Consider the following 20845-nt stretch of genomic DNA (forward strand, 5'->3'; position numbering starts at 1 on the left):
GATGAACTGGAATGACGCCAAGACCGACGAGTATCTGAAGATGGGCCGCGCCGCGCTGACCGACGCCGATCGCACCAAATACTATGCGCTGGCCCAGCAGCGGGTCACCGAAGAGCATTTGTGGATGCCGGTGATGAACATCGCGATGTACACCACCAGCCTCAAGAAACTGAAGGGCGTCCGGCCGCACATGCTCTATCAGAACACCTTCTACAAGGGGCTGGATTACTCCTTCTGATGGAAACGCTGCTCGAGGTTCGCGGCCTCAAGACCCACTTCGCGACGGACCGGGGGCTGTTTCGCGCCGTCGACGGCATCAGCTTTTGCGTGCCGCGCGGCCGTACCGTCGGCCTGGTCGGCGAATCCGGCTGCGGCAAGAGCGTGACGTCGCTCTCCGTCATGGGCCTGGTGCCGAGCCCGCCGGGCAAGGTCGAAGCCGAGGCGGTGATGTTCGCCAACCGCGATGTGCTGACGATGTCGGCCGACGCGCGCCGCAGGCTGCGCGGCGCCGCGATGTCGATGATCTTCCAGGAGCCGATGACCTCGCTCAACCCGGTCCACACCATCGGCCAGCAGATCGTCGAGGCGATCTTGGCCCACACCACGATGTCGCCGCGCTCCGCCAAGGCCCGCGCGGTCGAAATGCTGGAGCTGGTGCGGATTCCCTCCGCCGCGCAGCGCATCGACGACTATCCGCACAACCTGTCGGGCGGCATGCGCCAGCGCGTCATGATCGCGATGGCACTGTGCTGCGAGCCGGCGCTGCTGATCGCGGACGAGCCGACCACCGCGCTCGACGTCACCATTCAGGCCCAGATTCTCGACCTGTTGAGCGACCTGCAGCGCCGGCTCGGCATGGCGATCCTCATGATCACCCACGATCTCGGCGTGATCGCCGAGGTGGCCGACCAGGTGCTGGTGATGTACGCCGGGCAGATCGTCGAAAGCGCCGATGTGGGCGACCTGTTTGCCGATCCCCAACACCCCTACACGATCGGTCTGTTGGGCTCGATTCCGCGTCTCGACGTCGACCGCGCGCGGCTCGCCACCATTGAAGGCACGGTGCCGAGCCCCAACAACCAGCCCAAAGGCTGCCGCTTCGCGCCGCGCTGCCCGTTTGCCGACCGGCGCTGCCGGCAAGAGCCGCCGCCACTGCGCGACATCGCGCCGGGCCATGCGGTCGCCTGCTGGAAGGCTCCGGTCGAGGCGGCGTCATGAGCGCGGTACCGGTGCTCCAGGTCGACGGCCTGGTGAAGCATTTTCAGCTCAGCCGCGGCCTCATCCTGCGCCGGCAAACAGGGCTGGTGCGCGCCGTCGAAGGCGTGAGTTTCGCGATCGCGCGCGGCGAGACGCTGGCGCTGGTCGGCGAATCCGGCTGCGGCAAGTCGACCACCGGACGGCTGGTGCTGCGGCTGATGGACCCGACGGCGGGCTCGGTTCGCTTCAAGGGTGAGGAGATCGCAAACCTCGGCAAGGATCAACTGCGGCGGCTGCGCCGGCACATGCAGATCATTTTCCAGGACCCTTACGCCTCGCTCAATCCGCGCATGACCGTGGGCGAAATCCTGGCCGAGCCGCTGCGGGTGCACGAGATCGGCGACGCCGCATCGCGCGAGGCACGCGTGCGCGAGCTGTTGCAGATCGTGGGCCTGTTGCCCGAACATGCCCGGCGCTACCCGCACCAGTTCTCCGGCGGGCAACGCCAGCGCATCGGCATCGCGCGCGCGCTCGCCGTCAATCCCGATTTGATCGTCTGCGACGAGCCGGTGTCGGCGCTCGACGTGTCGATCCAGGCGCAGATCGTCAACCTTTTGCAGAATTTGCAGCAGCGCTTCGGCCTGTCCTATTTGTTCATCGCCCATGACCTTGCGGTGGTGAAGCACATCAGCGACCGCGTGGCGGTGATGTATTTGGGCAAGCTGGTCGAGATAGCCGACAAGAAGACCATCTATGCGGAACCGCTGCATCCCTACACCCACGCGCTGCTGGCGGCGATTCCCAAGCCAGATCCGAGCCTGCGCAGCAAACGCGTCATGCTGCAGGGCGACGTCCCGAGCCCGTTCAATCCGCCGAGCGGCTGCCGTTTCCATACCCGCTGCCCGCACGCCCAGCCGCGCTGCTCGGCCGAGGAGCCGAAGCTGCGCGAGGCCGCCCCCGGCCATCGCGTGGCCTGTCATTTTTTCGAAACGATTCCCGTACCCGTCATCGTCGCACGCGCAGGCGCTGCCAACGGCAAGTTCGCCGAGCGGCTGGCGGCATTCGAGGCGGCCGAGCAGGCAAGGGCATGACGGCAACGCGGGAGCGGCGGTGGTCGAAAATTTCAGATCATTGACGGCGCGGTTGCATCCCGCGTATGCCATTGAAGGTGGGTGACGCTTGGCCGTAGGCTGGCCGGAATCGCTGACCCCCGGGCGGAAGTCAGCCAACCAACAATTCTGCAGGGAGTGACCAATGCGGTTCGATCGTCGTTCGATCCTTTCCGGCGCAATCGCTGCCGCATCGATATTGGCGTCCCACCTGGCCACGGCGCAGACCACGTTCCCTACAAAGCCGATCACAATCATCGTTCCAGCTGCGGCGGGAGGGCCGACCGACACCGTGGCTCGCCTCATTGCGGAAGCGATGGGCAGAACCCTTGGTCAGACAATCCTGGTCGAAAATGTCGGCGGAGCAGGCGGAACGCTGGGCATGGCGCGCGTTTCAAAGTCACCGGCCGACGGCTACACGCTCGCCGTCTGGCACATCGCGCACGCGACCGCTCCGGCGCTCTACGACTCCATCAGATACGATGTCGTCAACGACTTCGACCACCTCGGCCGCATTACCGATGTGCCCATGACCCTGGTGTCAAAGTCGACATTGGCGGCCAATAACGTGACCGAGCTGCTGCAGTGGATCCGCACCAACAGCGATAAAGCCGTCTACGGGCACGCCGGTATCGGCTCCGCCTCGCATCTTTGCATGCTGATGCTGATGAAAGATCTCGGCGTGCAAATAAACGGGATTCCCTATCGCGGCACCGGGCCCGCCATGAACGACCTGCTCAGTGGCCAGTTCGACGTCATGTGTGACCAGACAACCAACACGACCAACCAGATCAAAGAGGGCAAGATCAAGGGTTTCGCCGTCACCACTAAATCCAGGGTCTCGTCATTGCCCGACCTGCCGACGCTTGATGCTGGAGCCGCCAAGGGCTTCGAGGTCTCGGCCTGGCACGCTTTGTGGGCGCCGAAGGGATTGCCGAAAGAGATTACCGACAAACTCGTCGCAGCGCTCCAAGCGGCGTTGAAGGACCCCAAGGTGATCGAGCGGTTTGCGAGCCTCGGCACCGAGCCGGTGCAGGCGGATATGGCGACGCCGGCGGCACTCAAAGCGCATCTGACAGCCGAGGTGCCACGGTGGGGAGCCGTTATCAAGGCGGCAGGGGCGAAGGGAAACTGAATTCCTCATCACAGCCGGCCGCTCGGCGATAGCTGACGGGCGGCCATTCGCAATCCGGAGACTATTTGATGAAGACGTACGCCATAGCAGCCATCCCGGGCGACGGGATTGGCACCGAAGTTGTGGCCGCCGGCGTGGAGGTCTTGCACGCCCTGGCGCAGCGCGACGGCAATTTCAAATTCCAGGTCGACCATTTCCCCTGGGGGTCCGCGTACTTCAAGGAACACGGCATCATGATGCCGGAGTATGGCCGCGACCAGATCAAGGACCACGACGCCATCCTGTTCGGCTCCGCCGGCGCACCGGACGTGCCGGACCACATCACGCTATGGGGCTTGCGGCTGGCGATCTGCCAGCCGTTCGATCAGTATGCCAATGTCCGTCCGACACGCATCCTGCCCGGCATCACCAGCCCGCTGCGCAACGTTCACGGCAAAGAACTCGACTGGGTGATCGTCCGCGAAAACTCGGAGGGCGAATATGCGGGTGTCGGCGGCCGTGTCCACAAGGGGCTGCCGCTCGAAGTTGCGACGGACGTATCGATCCTGACACGCGCCGGCGTCGAGCGCATCATGCGCTTTGCCTTCAGGCTCGCTCAGTCCCGGCCGCGCAAGCTGCTGACGGTCGTCACCAAATCCAACGCCCAGCGCCACGCCATGGTGATGTGGGATGAGATCGCCGTCGAGATCGCGGCCGAGTTCCGGGACGTGACCTGGGACAAGATGCTGGTCGACGCCATGACCATGCGAATGGTCATGAAGCCGGAAACCCTCGATACCGTGGTGGCAACCAATCTGCATGCCGATGTGCTATCGGATCTCGCTGCCGCACTCGCCGGCTCGCTCGGCATCGCACCGACCGCGAACCTCAATCCGGAGCGAACCTACCCGTCCATGTTCGAGCCGATTCATGGCTCCGCCTTCGACATCATCGGTAAAGGCATCGCCAATCCGATCGGCACGTTCTGGTCCGCGGTGATGATGCTGGAGCATCTGGGCGAGCCGGCTGCCGCGAAGCGATTGATGCAAGCAATCGAGCGTGTCACCGCGGACCCGCGCTTTCACACGCCCGATCTCGGCGGCAAGGCGAGGACAGAGCAGGTCACGGCTGCGGTCATCGACTGCATCCACGGAGCCAACGATTGACGCATCCCGCTGGCGATCAGCATGGGATTTCTGCTGTTCAGCGCCGATGCCTCGCATGTCGTGCGCAATCCTGCGTTCCAGACCAAGCTGCTGCTGATCGCGGCGGCGCTGGTCAACATCGGAATCGCGCATGCCGGCCCGTGGCGGCGTGTCGCGCTCTGGGGCGCCGAAGCGCCCGCCGGCGCCAAGGTCAATGCGCGGGTGTCGCTTGTGCTGTGGCTCGGCGTCGTCTGCGCCGGGCGCCTGATCGCGTATGTATAACGGGGTCTGCCGCCATGGGCCGCATCCGCTTGGTCCTCTTCGCAGTGCTGCTCGGCATTTCGACCGCGGCGGACATCGCCGGCGCCGACGAGGCCGAGGCCTGGGCCGCGTTGCGCGCAGGCCGGCACGTCGCCCTGATGCGTCATGCCGATGCGCCGGGTGGCGCCGGTGATCCGGCGGGCTCCCGGCTCGATGACTGCGCCACGCAGCGCAATCTCAGCGCCAAGGGACGCGCGGACGCGCCAAGGATCGGTGCGCGGCTGAGGTCGGAAGGGATCGCGGTCGACAGGCTCCTCAGCTCGCCATGGTGCCGTTGCATGGACACGGCAGCGCTGCTGGAGCTGGGGCCGGTCGAAGCCACCTCGACATTCGGCAATGTGGTCGTGCTGAGCGATCAACGGGAGTCCCTGACCGCCGGCGCGCGGGCGGTGATCGACAAATGGGCCGGGAGCGGAATCCTTCTGGTCGTGACACACGGCGCGAACATTGCAGCGCTCACCGGCATCTCGCCTGCTAGCGGCGAGATCGTCGTGGTCCGAAGCGGAAGCGGCGGCAGCAGCAAACCCGTCGGTCGCCTGATGCTTCATTGACTGCATATTTCGCCGCTAGCAATTCCTACGGAAGCGAGCACCACTGGCCAGCCCCGGGCAGCGGATACCTGTTGGGGTCGACAAGTGAGCGCGCTAACACGCCGCGATCCGGGGGGTAGAGGCGGGCGCTGGCGCTACCAGATCGAATTGCCGCCTTGCGGTCATTTTTGGACATGGGCGCGCGGAGTCGCGATGTCCGCTTTGCAGGCGTCCGCCGACATTGCCAAGGCACTTCGGCAGGTTCGAAAAGCATTACTTCCCGACTGATGTAGCGGCAACCGCAGCACTCTATTCGATCACCTCATCGGCGCTCACAAGCAGTGATGGCGGTATCGTGAGACCCAATGTCTTCGCCGTTCGCTGGTTGACTACCGTCTCGAATTTTGTCGGTTGCTCGATCGGCAAATCGGCGGGCTTTGCGCCTTTGAGAATGCGATCGACGTAATCGGCCAGCCGCCGGTATGACTCGGAAAGGCGCGGTCCATAGCTGCAAATCGCGCCGCTGCGGGCGAATATGGGCCAGGCCGCGATCACGGGCACGCGCTGGGTGGTGGCGAAATCGATGATGCGCTGGCGATTTTGAACCGCAAAGCCATCCGAGAACAGCGAGACTGCGTGTGGCGGGTCCGCAGCCATCGCAGCAAGCGCATCGTCGAGTTTGTCCCGACTAGGTGTCGGGTAATAACGGATCGTCAAGCCCAACCGCCGTCCAACCTCCTCGGAATTGGCGCGCTCCAGATGCACGCCTCGATGCTCGGAATTGGCGACGATGGCAACGCGGCGCAGATCGGGATTGATGTCTTTCAAAATCTCCAGCCGTTTGCCGTTCAGCTCGGCTGCCATGAATGTCAAACCCGTCATATTCCCGCGCGGACGGGCTAGACTGTCGGCCAGCCCTGCTGAAACGGGGTCAGCACTGAAAATGTACACAACAGGTATCGCAAGACCGAGTTTGCTTATTTCGGATACCGCTGCGCCTTGCGCAATAATGATGTCGACCGGAAGTTTTACCAGTTCCGCTGCGAGTTCCGGCACGCGCTCGACGACATCATTCGCAAAGCGATATTCGATCGCAAGATTGCGGCCTTCGATGTAGCCCAGTCCGGCAAAGCCCGTGCGCATCGCAGCAAGATAAGGGGTCAGGCTCGACTCATTCTGTGCGGTCAGCCAGCCGATGCGAGCGGCTCTTGGTACGCCCTGTGCGGCAAGCATCCGCGGCATCGCAGCAATAGCAATCGCCGAAGCTAAAAACTCTCGTCGCTTCATGTCTTTTCTCCTTCCGGAGAGTTTATTGGCTAAAGCAGCTTATCAGAGTTTTGGACACACCAGAGCGGCGGAATTCGATGATGTCGGCGTGCGCCGGGCGCCTGATCGCGTATGTATAACGGTGTCTGCCGCCATGCGGCGGCAGCAGCAAACCTGTCGGTCGCCTGATGCTTATATGGACCCCCCTAGATCGCCTCATACGTCTCGGAGGCGCAATTGTCGTCCGCCTCGACGCGGCGGCGGTCCAGGATGACGCCGCCGCTGATGGTGGCGAGGTAGGTCTGGGTGCCCAGGGACCGGCCGACGACCGAGGTCACTTCGGCTTTGACGCAAGCCGTCCAGCCCGGGCCGTTGGCCTCACGGCGCGGCGGCGAGACGCGGACGTGGCGCGGGCGCGAGGCTGCGGTGAACACCGAATCCAGCTTGTCGCGGAGCAGTTGCTTGACGTCGGGCTCCGGATCGAATCGCCGCGGCTCGACGGGCTTTCCCAGCATGAAGTCGGGAAGTTTGGCCCGGCTGTCGGCCCCGCCGCAGCCGGCCAACGCCAACGCTGCGCCGATCATCGCCAATCCTGAAATCACTGCCCGCCACATCCATCGCGTTTTATCCCCTGCCGGTTAAAATTACCTGCATTTCGTGTGCGCCTCGCGGCCTTGCGCGATCAACATTCGCTGAAACCGGCCGCGGAATGGGATATCGTGCAAAACAAGGCGCAGGCTTGCCACAGTTGGATTGCGACATGCGGGTGGCACTCACGGGGAAGAAAACGGCGATGAAAGCCTTCACGATTGCGGCGCTAGCGCTGGCCTTGCTGGCGCCGCCTGCGTACGCCCAGTTGAACAGCAAGCGGCATGCGGGCGACGAGCAGAAGAAGGCCGATCCAGGCCGTCCGAAGGTCGACGAGAACGCCTACAAGGCGGCGCTCGAACGGATCCCCGAGCCGAAGGAAAAATACGATCCGTGGGGCGTGGCGCGGCCGGCGGACGCCGCGAAGAAATCGAAATAGGGAACCGCGTAAGGCAGCTTGAACCTCCGCACCGGCCTGCGCGACCGATAGCTATGCCGCAGGAGGTGATCTCATGAGCCCGTCGCGCCGGTGATCGGCGGCTTCATCGGCGGTGGTTTTCGGGGAGGCGGCTATGGCGGCGGAGGCTACGGTCGTGGCGGTGGCGGAAATGTCGGCGGGCGCGGGCATTAGCGCGGTGCGATCGATCTCTGCAACACGCAGCCGGCCGCGGTGACGATGACATCGCCGGCCACGCGAAATTTCCTCGGCCTGTTCGCTCTCGCGGGCTTCTTCGCCGCGCCGGCTCTTGCCTGGGAGCATTGGGGCGGCGACCCTGGCGGCACGCGGTTTTCGCCGCTCGCCATGATCACGCCGGCCAATGTCGAACATCTCGTCAGGGCATGGCAATTCCGCACCGGCGATCTCGACACCCGCCCGCCGGAAGCGATGGCGCGCACAAAATTCCAGGCGACGCCGTTGTTTGTCGAGAACAGCGTCATTCTGTGCTCGCCGTTCAATGAGGTGATTGCGCTCGATCCCGGAACCGGTGCGCCGAAGTGGCGGTTCGATCCCAAGATCAACACCAGCCATCGCGTCGCGAACCGCTACAACTGCCGCGGCGTCGCTTATTGGGTGGACGAGCAGGCCGACAAGGGCGCGCTCTGCCGTTCGCGTATTGTCACCAACACCAACGATGCGCGCCTGATCGCGCTCGATGCCGGGACCGGCGCGCCATGCGCGGATTTCGGCGCGGGCGGCGAAATCAGGATCGACATCGGCGAGCCGCTGGAATGGCCGGGCGAGTTCCAGATCACATCCGCGCCGGTGATAAGCCGCGGCGTGGTCGTCGTCGGCTCCGCGATCGGTGATAACCGCCGCGTCGATGCACCCCTTGGAACGGTTCGCGCCTACGACGCGCGAACCGGACGGCCGCGCTGGAGCTTTGATCCGCTGGTTCACGACGGCATCAACGCCGGCCACGCCAATGTCTGGGCGCCAATGTCATCGGATGAAGAGCGGGGATTGGTGTTTTTGCCGACGTCATCGCCGAGCCCGGATTTTTGGGGCGGCAAGCGGGCAGGGAATAACGAGCACGCCAATTCGGTCGTCGCCCTGCGCGCCGAGACCGGAGAACTGGTGTGGTCGTTCCAGACAGTGCATCACGACCTCTGGGATTACGACGTGCCGGCGCAGCCGACGCTGGCGCGCATCGATACCGGTGCGGGACTGCGCGACGTGGTGATTCAGCCGACCAAGCAGGGCTTTGTGTTCGTGCTCGACCGCGACACCGGCAAGCCGGTCTGGCCGGTCGACGAACGACCGGTCCCGCAAGGGGGTGCTGCAGGCGAAGCGCTGTCGCCGACGCAGCCCTTTCCCACCCATGTCCCGGTTCTGGTGCCGCAAACGATTTCGCCGGACGACGTGTTCGGCCTGGTCCCGTTCAGGGACCGCGCGGTCTGCCGCGAGCAGCTTGCAGCCGCGCGCAACGAAGGCCTGTACACGCCGCCGTCGACGGGAGGCACGATCCTCTTTCCGTTCACCGGCGGCGGCGTGAACTGGGGCGGTGCGGCGTTCGATCCCGGGAACCAGATCCTCTACGCCAACACCAGCCGCGCCGTGCACATCGTCAAATTGATATCGCGCGCCGATGCCGAAGGTCTCAAGCCGCCGCCCGGCCATGATTTCGGAGCGCAGCGCGGCGCGCCCTTTGCGATGACGCGCGCGGTCGCGATGTCGCCGCTGGGCCTGCCGTGCAACAAGCCGCCGTGGGGTGCGCTGGTCGCGGTCGATCTGAAGGCTGGCAAAATTCTCTGGCAGTCGTCGGTCGGCACCGCGGAGGATCGCGCGCCGCTCGGCATGGCTTTCAACTGGGGGACGCCGCTCTCCAACGGCGTGCTCATCACCGCGGGCGGCCTTGTCTTTACCGGCGCGCTGGATGCTTACCTGCGCGCCTTCGACGCCAAATCCGGCGCTGAATTGTGGCAGGGCAGGCTACCGGCGCCCGGCGTCGCCAATCCCATGACCTACAGCTGGAAGGGCGAGCAATACGTTGTCATCGCCGCCGGCGGTCATTCCGAAGCGGGCACTTCGATCGGCGACAGCGTGGTGGCGTTTCGGCTGCCGCGCGCGGGTGAGGCGCCCTCGCTGTGGTCGCGCACCATCGACCGGCCCGGCGGCCGGTTCTGGGGCGGGATTGTCGTGGCTGTAGTCGCGCTCGCGGTACTGCTGCAGGCTGTGGCGTGGTACTGGCGCCGCCGCGCGAGGTCTTCACCTCTCCCGCAGGGAGAGGTCGGATTGCGAAGCAATCCGGGTGAGGGGTTACGGAATAACGAGAGACCATAACCCCTCACCCGACCGCTTCGCGGTCGACCTCTCCCTGCGGGAGAGGTGAAACAGGCACCGCGCTTGCGGCACGCCTCGATCAATGACGACGGTGCTGCAGCTTTCAAGAAGAAGCGCTTAATCGAACGCCACGCCGATCCGTTTGTCGCTGTGCCAGACCGGGCGGCAACGGCGGATGAACTGATCGGTCTGGATTACCAGCGTGAACGACGGCGGCAAGCCGACTGGATTTGCGACGTCGAGGGCGGCGCCGCCTGATGACAAATTGCGTACCGTGCATTCGACGCCGTTGCCGCCGAACGCGATGGTGGCGCCTTTCAAGACCCTGTAGCGCGGCGCCGATCTCTTCTCGATCCTGCTGTCGGTCATGGTCGCGATCCGCATTTTGGTTGCGTTGTTTTGCGAAGCCTACGACGGCGAGATTACGGACCAATAAAGCCGATGGGTTGCATCAAGGTGGACAAGTTTAGGATTGATTTACGATGATGTGTCGGCTCACAGCATCGCAAACGCGCTTGAGACCATCGCCACCGGCTTGTTGTCGGCGGCGCTGAACAGCGTGACCCGGCCAAAGCTCATGGTGCGGCCGAGCCGGACCACGCGCGCATCCGCCAGCACATCCGACGACGCCACCGCTTTGAGGAAATGGGTGGTCTGATCGACCGTGGTCATCGGGCGAAAGCCGCGGTTGGCCGCAAGAATCGCGATCACCATCGCGGTATCGGCCAGCGCCATCAGCGCCTGGCCGCAGACGATGCCGCCGTGCCGGCACAGCCGATCGGAAAACGCCATCCTTACGGTGGCGCCGGGCTGCCAGCCGGCCGGCGCGCCTGCCGGCGGTGAGATCTCAAGCCCGGCAATCGACAGCCCGAGGTCCTGCACCCAGGGCGCGAACACCTCGCCTAGAACGCGCTTGGCCTCGTCGAGATCGAACTCCGCCGCATTTTGCTCAGACACCCTGTTTCCCCCGCCATGAATCGCCGGCCATTGTAATGCGCATTTCCGGCCGATGGGCACCCCGGTGGCTTGAAAACGCCGCGATCGATCCCGTAAGATCAGCTGGTACCGAGTGGGGCAGGCATGTTCAGGCGTTTGGCAATCGTTTTCAGTGTGATCGTGATCGGCCTGCTTCTCAATGGCTGCACCAAATGCGGCCCGATCTGGGACGATTGGCTGCAATCGCCAAAATCCTGCAAGTCGGACCGTCTCTAGGCGCCGGCGGTACGCTTGGTGCCGCGGCGGTGATACATCGCGGCCAGAATCTAGGGAGCATTTGTATGAAGATTTTCTGCGCAGCCGCGCTGATCGCCTTGCCGATGGCGGCATTACTGGCAGCGCCGGCCCACGCCCAGGTCCCCAGCATGAACCTGCTGCCCGAATTCCAGAGCAAGACTCCGGAGGAAAAGGAGGCTGACGCGATCAAGGAAAAGGCCTACCGGGAATCCTTGAGGAAAATTCCCGACGCCAAGGTCTCCAACGATCCCTGGGGCAGTGTGCGCGGCGCCGAACCGGCCAAAGCCGCGCCGGCAAAGCCGAAGACCAAGACCGGCAGCACCGCGAATTAGCCGCGCTATGCATAGGACGTCCAGACGCTGAACGCACAGCGCCGCCACGCGGAATATGTTCGCTGGCGGCGCTGCGAAGCCCTCAAATCCCCAGTATACCTACGTCCGCGTGAACCGAAAAAAGGTTCAACCATCCTAAAATGGCCCCGGAACCATTCGGGCCCGCACGGCTTGAATCCGGACTTGACTACTCCCCAGACTTGACCGGCCTCAGCTCACCCCCCGCGCTGGGGCCGTTTCCTTTCGAGCCGGGCAAGGCAGGATACGGCACTGCACGGCATGCCGGGAGGTCTCGGATCCGGCCAAAAAACAGCCCAGCGGGCGACTTTATTTTGGCGGCTGCAGTTCGCTCTGAAGCCAGCCCGTGGAGGAAAGGCCCGCGCTGGGAAACCGGCCGGGCCTTTTTCTTTAAAATTGACGAGCCGATCCTAATGGCCATTGGTCTTGTTTTCTTGCCGTTCGGCCTCGCGGGCGCGCTCTTCCCAGGCTTCCGCCATTTTCAGCAGCGCATCCTTGTCTTTCGGGTCCATCGATTTTGCCATGCGGATGCAGTCGGCGGCATACTCCCGGTACGTTTTTGCGTCTTTCATCTCGGCCTCCTCAGCCAATTGAAAACGCCGGAAACGGAACCTCGTTCGAGGTAATGACGGGTATGCGAAAGTGGAATTTACGGAACAAATGTTCCCGCCAAGATATTAATGTGCAGATTCTTGAAGGCTGGTGCGCATGGCTGGCGACGAGTATCTGCGGTACGCCGAGCAATGCATTGCGCTGGCAGCGAAGTCGTCAAACCCCGGCGATAAAGCGCGTCTGCTGCAGATGGCTCAGGCATGGCGCGATCTGTCCGGTCAGCGCGATCACGAACCGAAGCGGCCGCATGATTTCAAACCGGCATCGAAGCGAAAATAAGCCCGATCTCGGATTGAACGGGGCGTAAACCATGTTCGGCAAATCATGGGTTTTCGCGTCGGCGTTTGTGAGCTGTCTGGCGATGCCATCCATCGCACAAGATGCCGGTGTCAGCGGAATTCCACGCGGCCCGGGCAGCGCAGGCGGTCTCAACAATTCGGTCAACGACCCCAGCGGTATCGGCAATGCGGCGAGGATTCCGCCGCCGCCACCGCCAAGTATGGCAGTGCCCGTGGTGCCATCCGCCGCCCCGCCGGTTTCCACCCGCGCGTCGTCACGGCCGGCACCGATTGTCAGAAGGGCGGCCCGGCAAGACGCGTTCGCATCCCGCCGCGAATTTCGCCGTTCGTCCCGCGCGGCTCGCAGCCGGGAAAAACTGCTCGATTCAAAGTTCAGCATTTGCCGAGGCTGCTAGGCTGCATCGCGAATCACTTGGGACAACCGCACCCGGCAACATCTTGCCGTCGAATGGTTCCTGTTTGACGACCGGCTGAGCATTGCAGGAGCCGCCTGCGGCACGAACAAGATCGATGCTGCCAGTCCGGCCATAAGCGTCTTCACGCGGGGCACCCGATGCGCGGTTTGCCACTCAGGCTTGACCTGGCAATCCATCATCTTTTCGTCATGCGCGGGCCTTGACCCGCGCATCCATCCTCTTCGGCATCCATCCTCTTCGAAAGACTCGCGTGAAGCGTGATGGATACGCGGGTCAAGCCCGCGTATGACGCTGTGGGTGGTGCCGGTGGGCGCATTTCACATCGCGCCTTGCTCCCGGCAAGCATCATCGCCGCCCGCAAATTCCTTCACGTCAGTGGGCGTTTTCACTTAACCTCCCTTGAAAATTAAGAGAGAGAGGACAAAATCCAAGGGGGCCGCGGTGTGAACCGGACCCCTTTGGCGGAACGAACTCATGAAAAGTTTTTTTCTGCTGGCCGTTTTTCAGGCGGCCGGTTTCGACCGCTCACCCGCGGTCAAGCTGCATCGCAGATCAGCAGCTTCCGGACATCTTGCAGCTCGCGCCCCAGTGCGCGCGCATCCTCTTGCCGTAATGGTGTTTTTTGGGCTGCCAGTGATGGTGGTGGTGCAGTACGCCCGCCTTGGCTGCGCCGGTGCCGGGCGCAGCCTGCGCCTTGGCGGGTGATGAAAACGACAGCGCCAGCGCGGCAACCGCAACGGACAAAAGAAGCTTGCTCAATTTCCTCTCCCACGTTTTGTTGGCCGCGCATACAATCACGGGAATCGCGCCTGATAAATAGGTGCCGGCAAAAATAGGCCGCATGTCCCGCGCGCGGTGCGGCATTCTAAGGCGATGCGAAGCATCGCCGATCATGCCGCTCCGCAGAACCGGGACCGTACCGAATGCCGCGTCTCGTTACGGCCCCGGCTCTGCAGCGCACCACGCCGCAAGAGCGGCGCGCTGCGCTGCGTCCGGGGCACGATACTTTACGAAGCCGCGCCCCATGACACGGAAAGTTGTACGGGTGTGTCTCCGGAAGGATCCCGCAGGCCGGTCGCCGCGACCGGCTCCATGCTATGCTCAGCGAGCAGCATCGGAGCATGCGCAATGAACGCAATTACTTTCGACGCCTACGTTCTCTCCGCGTTGCTGACGGCAGCTATGATCGGTTCGATCTATCTTGCCGGCCGGATCGCGCAGCGCCGCGGACGCAGCTTCAGGAACTGGGCGTGGATTGCCGGGATTCTGATCGGGCCGCTGGCGCTTCCACTGCTGCTGCTGTTGCCGAACCTGAACGGCAGGAATGGCGAGCATGCCTAGGTCCGAGGCGCGACGCGACACGCCAGGGACGGCGAAACCATGGCTTTGATCGTTGTCAAAACCGCTTTGTTGGCCGGCCTGACGATACTTACCCTCGGCGTTTTTCCGGACCGGCGGAGAGGCGCTGTCATCGCCATTGCGACCTGCATCGCCGCTGCCGTCGTCCTGCATTTCGTGGCGCCCTGAAATTATAGGCCTCGTGTCGCGGCCGCGGTGCAGCGTTCCATGCGAAGCATCGCCGATCACGCTGCTCCGCAGAACCGGGGAACGCCGTTGAGGCGCGAACGTTGATCGACATCGAACGATCAGGCTGCGCTGCGTTTATCCGAAGGAGGGCTCCGATGCGCATTCCGGCTTTGGCGATGCTGACGATCGCGGCGGTTTTGACGGCAACGCCGGCGCTCGCCCAGACCTATGATCCGAAATATCCGGTCTGCCTGCAGGTTTACCAGGGATTTGTCGACTATTACTTCGAGTGCGCCTACACCTCGCTAGGACAGTGTCAGATGTCGGCTTCCGGCCGCGCCGCATCGTGCGTGATCAATCCGTATTATGCGGGCGGGAAAGGCCGACGAGACCGCCGGCAGCGCCGCGCCTATTGAGGCGCGCCGGTGATGGGCACGACCATGCGGCGCGCGGGCGTCATGGCCTGGCTTCGTTCCGGCCATCCCCGTCTTTTCTTGCTCGAGCGTCGTTAAGACCTGGATGCCCCGACCGGATTCTCAATCAGCAGGGTGGTGGGCGCTTACCCACCTTACGTTCTTGAAAGTGCGTACGGGACTTTGCCGCCATCGCGCATACATGCCCCCCGTCGCGGCGTTATTTGCCCTCACGGTCAGGGTCTCCGGCCACACTCCGAATTGTTGCTTGCATTTTTTGACCGTCGGAGGCCGCAGAAAAACTGGCTTGGAAGGACGACGACAAAGAGGCCGTCAACTTAGGCGGCCTTACGTGCCGGGCGTAATCGGCGGCGGGGCCGCATTGAGAAGCTGCGCCAACGCCGTCACAAGCTGTACTGGAGCGAATGGCTTAGCAAGCATGACGCTGTTCGGCACGCCCTTGACCGCCCAATCTTCTGCGTGTGCGCCGCTCATGTAGATGACGGGGAACGCATGGTCGATCTCTCTGGCCCGTTGAGCGACTTCCCAGCCATCCATTTCACCTGAAAGATTTATGTCCGTAACGACCGCGCGATATTTCGCCCCTTCCCTGGCCAGAAGCGTGACGGCTTCCTCGCCAGATGCGGAGATGACAGCTTCAAAGCCGTCATCCGTCAAAGTTTCCTCAACAAACGTCCGGAGCAACTGGTCGTCTTCGGCAACCAGTATTATTGGTAGTTCTGACACGGTGTCCCCCCGCTACGGTGCGTCGTGACATCACGCGCGAGGGGCTGAAAGGTTCCCTTGATTGGAACCAATTAGGCCGCTGCTAGAATTATGTTGGCGGGGTCAATCCCGGTGACGATATCCATTCGTTGATATGCGAGGCGGTTTCCAGCTGGCGAGCCTTGCGGAGCAAATCGTCCCGCTCTTTTCCGTAAGGAAGTTGGGCCGCTTCTTGTTTGAATGCTTCGCCTTGCTCACGCCACTTCTGTTCAATCGACAGCTTCTTGCTCATGGGTCGCTCCCAAAGGCAGGGTGTGAATTGACGCTATAAAAAAATCAAAGCCGGTTCCGGGTTCCAGTCATAAATCCAAATTAGGCCACTGTAATTCAAAGAGGCCACTAGGGTTAAAAACAGGCCAGTACCCAAATATTGGTACTGGCCGATTTTGCCATGCTGCAGCGCAATAGGGGCCACTCGTCATGAGTGAAAGGGACCACTGTGGCGGGGGTGCCGTTAAGGTTAATTTTGAGTTTATGGCCGAGACGGCTTGCGCGGGGCCGCAGCTACTGACGCGAACGTAGGTGATTCGCTAGGGTGCAACTTTTCCGCGCATGACGCGGGGGGAGTTGCGTTGTGTCCAAGTTCAGCCATAGCGCGTCGGGCAATCGCTTGTACTTCGGTGACAACCTTGATTGGTTGCCAAGGCTCGAATCCAACACCGTCGATTTAGTTTACTTAGACCCTCCCTTTAATTCCAACGCCACTTACAACGCAGATGGGGGTTTTTGTGTGCCTTGACGCGCCGTCGAAAGAGATCAGAACTGAGGCAGCGACCGGCGGCAATATCGAACTGCCGGGCGGCATTCGTCCTCGTATTCAACTTGTAACGTTGGATAACCTGCTCACAGGCCCTAATTTGGGTGTCATTACAAATTTGAACACCGTCCAAGCTTCTATCGCTGCGCGCGCCGAGAGTCGCAAAAAACCTCAACGCGTTCCGACGCCTGCGGAGGTTAGGGAATCTCCCCCTTTCAAGTATCCCATTCCGGGAGGGAAAAAGAAGGTTCAAGAAACTCTCCCGATGGACGAACCCCTTTTGGTGTCGCCGCAGCCCCGATCTAAATCTCGCCGTCGCCGAAAATCGGCTTAATTTTTCCCGCCATCAATTACCGTGAACAGCTTGCGCCGCTCCGGCGCGGTCGGAACCGGCGTGATGGGTTGCGTTGCCAGCGCAGCGTCGATAAGAGCGCCGATGGTCCACGCGCGATCGACAACGCCAAGCGCCTTAGCCGGCGTCGTCTTAAGCGCCTCATGGACGCGGCAGAGGTTGTAGTGAGCAACGTACAGCGCGACGGCGGCAACATGGTTGTCGAGCTTCTTTGAGAAGCCGTTGGTCAACCGCGTGAACCGGCGCGATCCCATGCGCAGGCTCAAATTTTGCCGTTCAACGTAGCTGGTTGAAACGTATTGATCCGGGTCACCTGATACTACTTGTCGCTCTACAGCTACTACAGCAGCCGGCGAGTAGCGGCCCTGCGCTTCCTTTACAAGGTGCGTTACGCTGTAGGTTTTTACGATTATTCCATGCGAGGCGCTGTCGCCGAATACATCGCGGATTGCCAAGCGGTACGGATGAAAACCATCCGTTGAAATTTCGGGCTGGCCGATGACGCGACCCCGCAAGTCCTGCAGAAAATCCATGGTGCTTTCGGTATTCCGCTTGCCGACGCCCCAACTGATGATCGCCTTTTGCGTCCCGGCCATCGCGATAAAAACGTACTGATCGCCCTTCACTTCGATCTCGTGGCGCAAGACGTTCTTTTGTTTTTTCGCCACGAACGACCATGCCTCATCAAGCTCTAGGCGTTCGGTACGGACGCCAACCATCAAGCGGTCGTGCAATTCCATGCAGCCCATGCCGACGCGCAGAGCGAGGCGTCCGACCGTCTTGCGGTCAACGCCGGTAAGGCGCGTGACGGAGCGCTGGCTGACGCCTTCACAGAGCGCTGCAATGATCTCAATTTGTTTTTCGCGGCTGAGGTAGTTCATGATGGGCCCAATCCGTCATGTTGAGGGAGTTGGACCGCTGGAAAGAACGCGCCGAACAGACTATATTCGGAGCGGTCGATCGCTTTGGGGCCCAATCCCGGGGTGAGAGACTAGGGCTCGCCGCTGTTAGCGCAGTGACGGGCCCGCTGATTTGATGGAGGAAGCGGTGGGTTTCGAACCCACGAGACGTTGCGAGGGGTATGGACGCCCAAACGCCTGCCGAGGGGTAAGCTCGGTGCAATAGGCCACTCTGCCACGCTTCCACACACAAAAGCGCCCCGCCAGCCGAGAGGCCAGCGGGGCGTTCGTGTTTCTGTGTGTTTCTCATCATGCTTGCAGAATAATGCTTGCAGCATTTTTCTGCAAGCATTATTTTAAATTTCTGCAAGCATGGAGGATAGCTGTGACAAAATCGCCCGATAAAGTGAAGGCCGGCTTGGCGAGGAAAGAGGCTCTTTCACCAGAGCGCAGAGCCGAAATTGCACGAGAGGCTGCCATTACCCGATGGGGGAATAGGCCTCCTAGTGCGACTCATAAGGGGAGTTTTCAGGAAGAGTTTGGCGTTGATGTCGAATGTTACGTTCTCGACGACGACAACAAGACTGCCGTCATCAGCCAAACCGGAATGGGTAGTGCGCTGGGAATGTCGGCACGCGGAAACGCATTCCCCAGGTTTTTGGCGACCCGTGCGATGTCTGGAGTCGTCGGCGCCGAATTGAGAGAAAAACTCGAAAATCCACTTAAGTTTCAATGGGGGACCGGCGGCGCCGAAGCGCCGCCAGCGACTATCCATGGGTTCGATGCGACGCTACTAATCGATGTTTGCAAAGCGGTGATTGATGCCGAGTCTAAGGGCGAACTTCATCCCCGCCACGCGAATATTGCTCGGCAGGCACACATCATCGTCGGCGCCTCCGCGAAGGCTGGTATTAAAGGTCTAGTGTACGCCTTGGCCGGGTATAACCCGGCTACTGAAGAGGTGATTGCGGCGTTCAAGCTGTATGTGCAGGCCGAGGCCAAAAAGTATGAACCGGAGTTTCCAAACGAACTCTATCTACAATGGCACCGCCTGTACGATATCCCTGTCCCGGAACGCGGGAAGCCATGGCATTTCAAATATCTCACCGTTCGCCACATCTACCATCCGTTGGCTAAGAGCAGTGGAAAAATCTATGCGCTTCTCCAAGCTCACAAAGCCAGGGGTGGCAACAGAGCGAAAAAGCTTTTCCAGTTTTTGAACGCGATTGGCGCCAGAGCTTTGAGGGTGCATTTAGGCCGAGTTCTAGAAATGGCCGAATCGTCGCCCGATAAGCAGACCTACGAAAAGAAGATCGTCGAACGCTTTGGAGGGCAAATCGAATTGGAATTAGTGGTCCCCCCGCCAGCGGAAAAGGACAGTGCGGCGGCAGCAGCGCCTGATAACTTCAAGCCACTCCATTAAGAAAGAGGCCGCCCACTGCGGCGGCCCTTACTTCTCTAGATGGACCATGTGATTCAACACCGCCTCGACGCCCTTGGCGAAGGCGCAGCACTCCTCATGCGTATCGAACGTTCGCTGATACTTGCCATCGAAAAGCGAAACTGTTCGCCCGCCCTGCCGCCCATACCGAAGAGCGCCGATGTCTTTCCCGGTATCGGCGTCACTAATCGGCACCGACCCCGAGTGTTGGCTCCTAAGATCGACAAGCGGGATTTCGATTTTCATTAGCGTCGCCTCGGCTACATTTCAAACTAGGCCACTGCGGAAATAAAACTGAGGTTAAAACAGGCCAGTACCCGCTCAACTCAGGAGGTCTTTAATGTTTATCGGGAAACCGGCTTCCTGTAGTTCGGCTCCGAGCCGTTCCTTCACTTCATCAACGCGCTTGTTGAACTTAATGTAGATCAGTCCACTGATGTCCGATGGAAGCTCCAGAGAGCCTTTGTGCAAGATGGCCACTCGCTTTCGGCCGAGCCGCACCAGGAACATACCCAACTCAAGGATTACGTTCTGTCGCGCCCGCAGTTTCTTTTCCTTTGGCTGACCTGTCGGGAAGCCCTCATCATCTGGCGTCAATAAAACCAACGCGTACCGCACATCAATGTTGGCCTCTAACTTCTCAATTATCGTGTCGCCCGCTATCGGAAGGTTCTGCAGAATTACCGGCTCCAATTTCATCCGTCGCAGGAGCAGTTCAAGCTGCTCCCGGCATTCAATATCGTGACCGTAAACGATAAAGACCTTGTTGTTTGATGGGCTAACCGTCTCATTTGGAGTAGCGGCCGAGACGCTAGCGGCGGACGGTTCGGTAGCGCCGTACAATCCGCGAACCTTTAGCGCGGTTGGGGTATCCTTGCCCTGCCAAACGATCTTCCCGCTTGCGTAGACATTCGCAATCGCGCCGTCGTTCGTGCGAAACTGTCGCCCGTGTGGGATGTCCTTGCTCGAAAAGCCAACATTGTGGGCCTGAAGCAAAGTCTGCATTTCATCGGGAGTCATGAGGGAACTATGCACTTCAGAGGCGAAGCCCTCAAGTCTCGCCAAAGGTCGCTTCCACGGTGGCATTGCTAGTGTTTGCAAAAGGGACCACTCCTAAAATCAAAAGGGGCCATTAACCAGAACGGAGGGTCGAAAGGGCACCCAAATATTTTTGAGAACATATTGCGAACTGAGAACAAATAGGGTACATTGTTCCAACAAGCCCAGACTCGAACCCGCCGTTTGTCCCGCTAGCGAATCCCCGTCATAAGGAGCACGACCCATGCCCGTTTCCGCCCTGCGTATCGTCGAAGGATCCTCCATGGACAAGACCAAGGCCCTGGCTGCGGCGCTCTCCCAGATCGAGCGGCAGTTCGGCAAGGGCTCGGTGATGAAACTGGGCAAGAACGACCGCTCGATGGATGTCGAGACCATCTCGTCGGGCAGCCTCGGGCTGGACATCGCGCTCGGCGTCGGCGGGCTGCCGCGCGGCCGGGTGGTGGAGATTTACGGGCCCGAATCCTCCGGCAAGACCACGCTGGCGCTGCATACGGTGGCCGAGGGCCAGAAAAAGGGCGGCATCTGCGCCTTCATCGACGCCGAGCACGCGCTCGACCCGGTCTATGCGCGCAAGCTCGGGGTCAACATCGATGAACTGCTGATCTCGCAGCCCGACACCGGCGAGCAGGCGCTGGAAATCTGCGACACC

Annotated in this window: 28 protein-coding genes and 1 tRNA gene; 17 read left to right on the forward strand and 12 right to left on the reverse strand. The window is 61.5% G+C overall.

The annotated features are described in order from the left end of the window. The 7 genes from VGP39_RS06380 to VGP39_RS06410 form a co-directional block, all read left to right on the forward strand. Positions 1-238: hypothetical protein (locus VGP39_RS06380; protein ID WP_327567260.1), on the forward strand; the 238-nt coding region annotated here is incomplete at its 5' end. Further along, entirely contained in the window at positions 238-1218 is a 981-nt protein-coding gene (locus VGP39_RS06385) for an ABC transporter ATP-binding protein (protein ID WP_327567261.1), read from the forward strand. The genes VGP39_RS06380 and VGP39_RS06385, both read left to right, overlap by 1 nt. Next, positions 1215-2288: a dipeptide ABC transporter ATP-binding protein gene (locus tag VGP39_RS06390; RefSeq protein WP_327567262.1), complete on the forward strand. Its 1074-nt coding sequence runs from the start codon at positions 1215-1217 to the stop codon at positions 2286-2288. Before VGP39_RS06385 ends, VGP39_RS06390 begins: the two co-directional genes overlap by 4 nt. A 163-nt stretch (positions 2289-2451) precedes the next feature. Next, positions 2452-3441, forward strand: a complete 990-nt coding sequence (locus VGP39_RS06395) for a tripartite tricarboxylate transporter substrate-binding protein (protein ID WP_327567263.1) — start codon at positions 2452-2454, stop codon at positions 3439-3441. Between the two features lie 68 nt (positions 3442-3509). Then, positions 3510-4586, forward strand: coding sequence for a tartrate dehydrogenase (locus VGP39_RS06400; protein WP_327567264.1), 1077 nt, complete (start codon positions 3510-3512; stop codon positions 4584-4586). A gap of 21 nt (positions 4587-4607) precedes the next feature. Then, positions 4608-4847: a hypothetical protein gene (locus VGP39_RS06405; protein ID WP_327567265.1), complete on the forward strand. Its 240-nt coding sequence runs from the start codon at positions 4608-4610 to the stop codon at positions 4845-4847. A gap of 14 nt (positions 4848-4861) precedes the next feature. Then, positions 4862-5437, forward strand: a complete 576-nt coding sequence (locus VGP39_RS06410; protein ID WP_327567266.1) for a histidine phosphatase family protein — start codon at positions 4862-4864, stop codon at positions 5435-5437. Positions 5438-5725: 288 nt separating this feature from the next. Here the strand turns inward: VGP39_RS06410 and VGP39_RS06415 are convergent, their stop codons facing one another. After that, positions 5726-6703: an ABC transporter substrate-binding protein gene (locus VGP39_RS06415; RefSeq protein WP_327567267.1), complete on the reverse strand. Its 978-nt coding sequence runs from the start codon at positions 6701-6703 to the stop codon at positions 5726-5728. 185 nt (positions 6704-6888) lie between these two features. Beyond that, positions 6889-7284, reverse strand: coding sequence for a hypothetical protein (locus VGP39_RS06420; RefSeq protein ID WP_327567268.1), 396 nt, complete (start codon positions 7282-7284; stop codon positions 6889-6891). Positions 7285-7475: 191 nt separating this feature from the next. Between VGP39_RS06420 and VGP39_RS06425 the strand changes: the two genes are divergently transcribed. Together VGP39_RS06425 and VGP39_RS06430 are read left to right on the forward strand one after the other, a co-directional pair. Beyond that, positions 7476-7709: a hypothetical protein gene (locus tag VGP39_RS06425; RefSeq protein ID WP_327567287.1), complete on the forward strand. Its 234-nt coding sequence runs from the start codon at positions 7476-7478 to the stop codon at positions 7707-7709. Between the two features lie 237 nt (positions 7710-7946). Continuing rightward, positions 7947-10052, forward strand: a complete 2106-nt coding sequence (locus tag VGP39_RS06430) for a pyrroloquinoline quinone-dependent dehydrogenase (protein WP_327567269.1) — start codon at positions 7947-7949, stop codon at positions 10050-10052. Positions 10053-10169: 117 nt separating this feature from the next. Here the strand turns inward: VGP39_RS06430 and VGP39_RS06435 are convergent, their stop codons facing one another. Beyond that, a complete protein-coding gene (locus VGP39_RS06435) occupies positions 10170-10421 on the reverse strand; it encodes a PilZ domain-containing protein (RefSeq protein ID WP_327567270.1) in 252 nt (83 codons plus the stop codon). 126 nt (positions 10422-10547) lie between these two features. Further along, on the reverse strand, positions 10548-11009 hold the full coding sequence (locus VGP39_RS06440) for a PaaI family thioesterase (RefSeq protein WP_327567271.1): 462 nt from the start codon (positions 11007-11009) through the stop codon (positions 10548-10550). A gap of 123 nt (positions 11010-11132) precedes the next feature. On the opposite strand from VGP39_RS06440, the gene VGP39_RS06445 reads away from it, so the two are divergent. Continuing rightward, complete coding sequence (locus VGP39_RS06445; RefSeq protein ID WP_327567272.1) at positions 11133-11264, forward strand: peptidylprolyl isomerase; 132 nt, start codon at positions 11133-11135, stop codon at positions 11262-11264. Positions 11265-11329: 65 nt separating this feature from the next. After that, positions 11330-11617, forward strand: coding sequence for a hypothetical protein (locus VGP39_RS06450; RefSeq protein WP_327567273.1), 288 nt, complete (start codon positions 11330-11332; stop codon positions 11615-11617). Positions 11618-12045: 428 nt separating this feature from the next. On the opposite strand, the gene VGP39_RS06455 is transcribed toward VGP39_RS06450, so the two are convergent. Next, on the reverse strand, positions 12046-12207 hold the full coding sequence (locus VGP39_RS06455; RefSeq protein ID WP_327567274.1) for a hypothetical protein: 162 nt from the start codon (positions 12205-12207) through the stop codon (positions 12046-12048). Positions 12208-12343: 136 nt separating this feature from the next. Between VGP39_RS06455 and VGP39_RS06460 the strand changes: the two genes are divergently transcribed. Continuing rightward, complete coding sequence (locus tag VGP39_RS06460) at positions 12344-12526, forward strand: hypothetical protein (protein ID WP_327567275.1); 183 nt, start codon at positions 12344-12346, stop codon at positions 12524-12526. Between the two features lie 988 nt (positions 12527-13514). Here VGP39_RS06460 and VGP39_RS06465 read toward each other — a convergent pair. Beyond that, positions 13515-13856 (reverse strand): hypothetical protein, encoded by a 342-nt coding sequence (locus VGP39_RS06465; protein WP_327567276.1) that lies wholly within the window; start codon positions 13854-13856, stop codon positions 13515-13517. 234 nt (positions 13857-14090) lie between these two features. Between VGP39_RS06465 and VGP39_RS06470 the strand changes: the two genes are divergently transcribed. The 3 genes from VGP39_RS06470 to VGP39_RS06480 all read left to right on the forward strand — a co-directional run bounded on the left by VGP39_RS06470 (position 14091) and on the right by VGP39_RS06480 (position 14905). Then, the gene (locus tag VGP39_RS06470; RefSeq protein WP_327567277.1) at positions 14091-14303 is read left to right on the forward strand and encodes a hypothetical protein; all 213 of its coding nucleotides are present in this window, start codon (positions 14091-14093) and stop codon (positions 14301-14303) included. Between the two features lie 39 nt (positions 14304-14342). Continuing rightward, a complete protein-coding gene (locus tag VGP39_RS06475) occupies positions 14343-14489 on the forward strand; it encodes a hypothetical protein (RefSeq protein ID WP_327567278.1) in 147 nt (48 codons plus the stop codon). A 155-nt stretch (positions 14490-14644) separates the two neighbouring features. Then, positions 14645-14905 carry a DUF3551 domain-containing protein gene (locus tag VGP39_RS06480; RefSeq protein ID WP_327567279.1) on the forward strand — a complete coding sequence of 87 codons (261 nt, stop codon included), beginning with the start codon at positions 14645-14647 and terminating at the stop codon, positions 14903-14905. Between the two features lie 345 nt (positions 14906-15250). On the opposite strand, the gene VGP39_RS06485 is transcribed toward VGP39_RS06480, so the two are convergent. The 4 genes from VGP39_RS06485 to VGP39_RS06500 all read right to left on the reverse strand — a co-directional run bounded on the left by VGP39_RS06485 (position 15251) and on the right by VGP39_RS06500 (position 17941). After that, complete coding sequence (locus VGP39_RS06485) at positions 15251-15649, reverse strand: response regulator (protein ID WP_327567280.1); 399 nt, start codon at positions 15647-15649, stop codon at positions 15251-15253. Between the two features lie 88 nt (positions 15650-15737). Then, complete coding sequence (locus VGP39_RS06490) at positions 15738-15920, reverse strand: hypothetical protein (RefSeq protein WP_327567281.1); 183 nt, start codon at positions 15918-15920, stop codon at positions 15738-15740. Between the two features lie 855 nt (positions 15921-16775). Beyond that, a complete protein-coding gene (locus VGP39_RS06495; RefSeq protein ID WP_327567282.1) occupies positions 16776-17678 on the reverse strand; it encodes a transposase in 903 nt (300 codons plus the stop codon). A gap of 155 nt (positions 17679-17833) precedes the next feature. Beyond that, a tRNA-Val gene (locus tag VGP39_RS06500) sits at positions 17834-17941 on the reverse strand. An 80-nt stretch (positions 17942-18021) separates the two neighbouring features. On the opposite strand from VGP39_RS06500, the gene VGP39_RS06505 reads away from it, so the two are divergent. Beyond that, positions 18022-19119, forward strand: a complete 1098-nt coding sequence (locus tag VGP39_RS06505) for a P63C domain-containing protein (protein ID WP_327567283.1) — start codon at positions 18022-18024, stop codon at positions 19117-19119. Positions 19120-19146: 27 nt separating this feature from the next. Here the strand turns inward: VGP39_RS06505 and VGP39_RS06510 are convergent, their stop codons facing one another. Then, positions 19147-19383 carry a hypothetical protein gene (locus VGP39_RS06510; RefSeq protein ID WP_327567284.1) on the reverse strand — a complete coding sequence of 79 codons (237 nt, stop codon included), beginning with the start codon at positions 19381-19383 and terminating at the stop codon, positions 19147-19149. A 75-nt stretch (positions 19384-19458) separates the two neighbouring features. After that, positions 19459-20157, reverse strand: a complete 699-nt coding sequence (locus tag VGP39_RS06515) for a TIR domain-containing protein (RefSeq protein WP_327567285.1) — start codon at positions 20155-20157, stop codon at positions 19459-19461. A 262-nt stretch (positions 20158-20419) separates the two neighbouring features. On the opposite strand from VGP39_RS06515, the gene VGP39_RS06520 reads away from it, so the two are divergent. Further along, positions 20420-20845, forward strand: a 426-nt coding sequence (locus VGP39_RS06520) for an ATPase domain-containing protein (RefSeq protein ID WP_327567286.1), incomplete at its 3' end; no start/stop codon positions are given.

It is taken from the genome of Bradyrhizobium sp. (assembly GCF_036009065.1).
In the GTDB taxonomy this organism is placed as follows: Bacteria; Pseudomonadota; Alphaproteobacteria; order Rhizobiales; family Xanthobacteraceae; genus Bradyrhizobium.

What these genes read in the sequence shown, in the direction of transcription:
- VGP39_RS06385 (WP_327567261.1), top strand. Translation starts at nt 238, where the DNA reads ATGGAAACGCTGCTCGAGGTTCGCGGCCTCAAGACCCACTTCGCGACG.
- VGP39_RS06390 (WP_327567262.1), top strand. Translation starts at nt 1,215, where the DNA reads ATGAGCGCGGTACCGGTGCTCCAGGTCGACGGCCTGGTGAAGCATTTT.
- VGP39_RS06395 (WP_327567263.1), top strand. Translation starts at nt 2,452, where the DNA reads ATGCGGTTCGATCGTCGTTCGATCCTTTCCGGCGCAATCGCTGCCGCA.
- VGP39_RS06400 (WP_327567264.1), top strand. Translation starts at nt 3,510, where the DNA reads ATGAAGACGTACGCCATAGCAGCCATCCCGGGCGACGGGATTGGCACC.
- VGP39_RS06405 (WP_327567265.1), top strand. Translation starts at nt 4,608, where the DNA reads ATGGGATTTCTGCTGTTCAGCGCCGATGCCTCGCATGTCGTGCGCAAT.
- VGP39_RS06410 (WP_327567266.1), top strand. Translation starts at nt 4,862, where the DNA reads ATGGGCCGCATCCGCTTGGTCCTCTTCGCAGTGCTGCTCGGCATTTCG.
- VGP39_RS06415 (WP_327567267.1), bottom strand. Translation starts at nt 6,703, where the DNA reads ATGAAGCGACGAGAGTTTTTAGCTTCGGCGATTGCTATTGCTGCGATG.
- VGP39_RS06425 (WP_327567287.1), top strand. Translation starts at nt 7,476, where the DNA reads ATGAAAGCCTTCACGATTGCGGCGCTAGCGCTGGCCTTGCTGGCGCCG.
- VGP39_RS06430 (WP_327567269.1), top strand. Translation starts at nt 7,947, where the DNA reads ATGACATCGCCGGCCACGCGAAATTTCCTCGGCCTGTTCGCTCTCGCG.
- VGP39_RS06435 (WP_327567270.1), bottom strand. Translation starts at nt 10,421, where the DNA reads ATGACCGACAGCAGGATCGAGAAGAGATCGGCGCCGCGCTACAGGGTC.
- VGP39_RS06445 (WP_327567272.1), top strand. Translation starts at nt 11,133, where the DNA reads ATGTTCAGGCGTTTGGCAATCGTTTTCAGTGTGATCGTGATCGGCCTG.
- VGP39_RS06450 (WP_327567273.1), top strand. Translation starts at nt 11,330, where the DNA reads ATGAAGATTTTCTGCGCAGCCGCGCTGATCGCCTTGCCGATGGCGGCA.
- VGP39_RS06455 (WP_327567274.1), bottom strand. Translation starts at nt 12,207, where the DNA reads ATGAAAGACGCAAAAACGTACCGGGAGTATGCCGCCGACTGCATCCGC.
- VGP39_RS06460 (WP_327567275.1), top strand. Translation starts at nt 12,344, where the DNA reads ATGGCTGGCGACGAGTATCTGCGGTACGCCGAGCAATGCATTGCGCTG.
- VGP39_RS06465 (WP_327567276.1), bottom strand. Translation starts at nt 13,856, where the DNA reads ATGATCGGCGATGCTTCGCATCGCCTTAGAATGCCGCACCGCGCGCGG.
- VGP39_RS06470 (WP_327567277.1), top strand. Translation starts at nt 14,091, where the DNA reads ATGAACGCAATTACTTTCGACGCCTACGTTCTCTCCGCGTTGCTGACG.
- VGP39_RS06475 (WP_327567278.1), top strand. Translation starts at nt 14,343, where the DNA reads ATGGCTTTGATCGTTGTCAAAACCGCTTTGTTGGCCGGCCTGACGATA.
- VGP39_RS06480 (WP_327567279.1), top strand. Translation starts at nt 14,645, where the DNA reads ATGCGCATTCCGGCTTTGGCGATGCTGACGATCGCGGCGGTTTTGACG.
- VGP39_RS06490 (WP_327567281.1), bottom strand. Translation starts at nt 15,920, where the DNA reads ATGAGCAAGAAGCTGTCGATTGAACAGAAGTGGCGTGAGCAAGGCGAA.
- VGP39_RS06495 (WP_327567282.1), bottom strand. Translation starts at nt 17,678, where the DNA reads ATGAACTACCTCAGCCGCGAAAAACAAATTGAGATCATTGCAGCGCTC.
- VGP39_RS06505 (WP_327567283.1), top strand. Translation starts at nt 18,022, where the DNA reads ATGCTTGCAGCATTTTTCTGCAAGCATTATTTTAAATTTCTGCAAGCA.
- VGP39_RS06510 (WP_327567284.1), bottom strand. Translation starts at nt 19,383, where the DNA reads ATGAAAATCGAAATCCCGCTTGTCGATCTTAGGAGCCAACACTCGGGG.
- VGP39_RS06515 (WP_327567285.1), bottom strand. Translation starts at nt 20,157, where the DNA reads ATGACTCCCGATGAAATGCAGACTTTGCTTCAGGCCCACAATGTTGGC.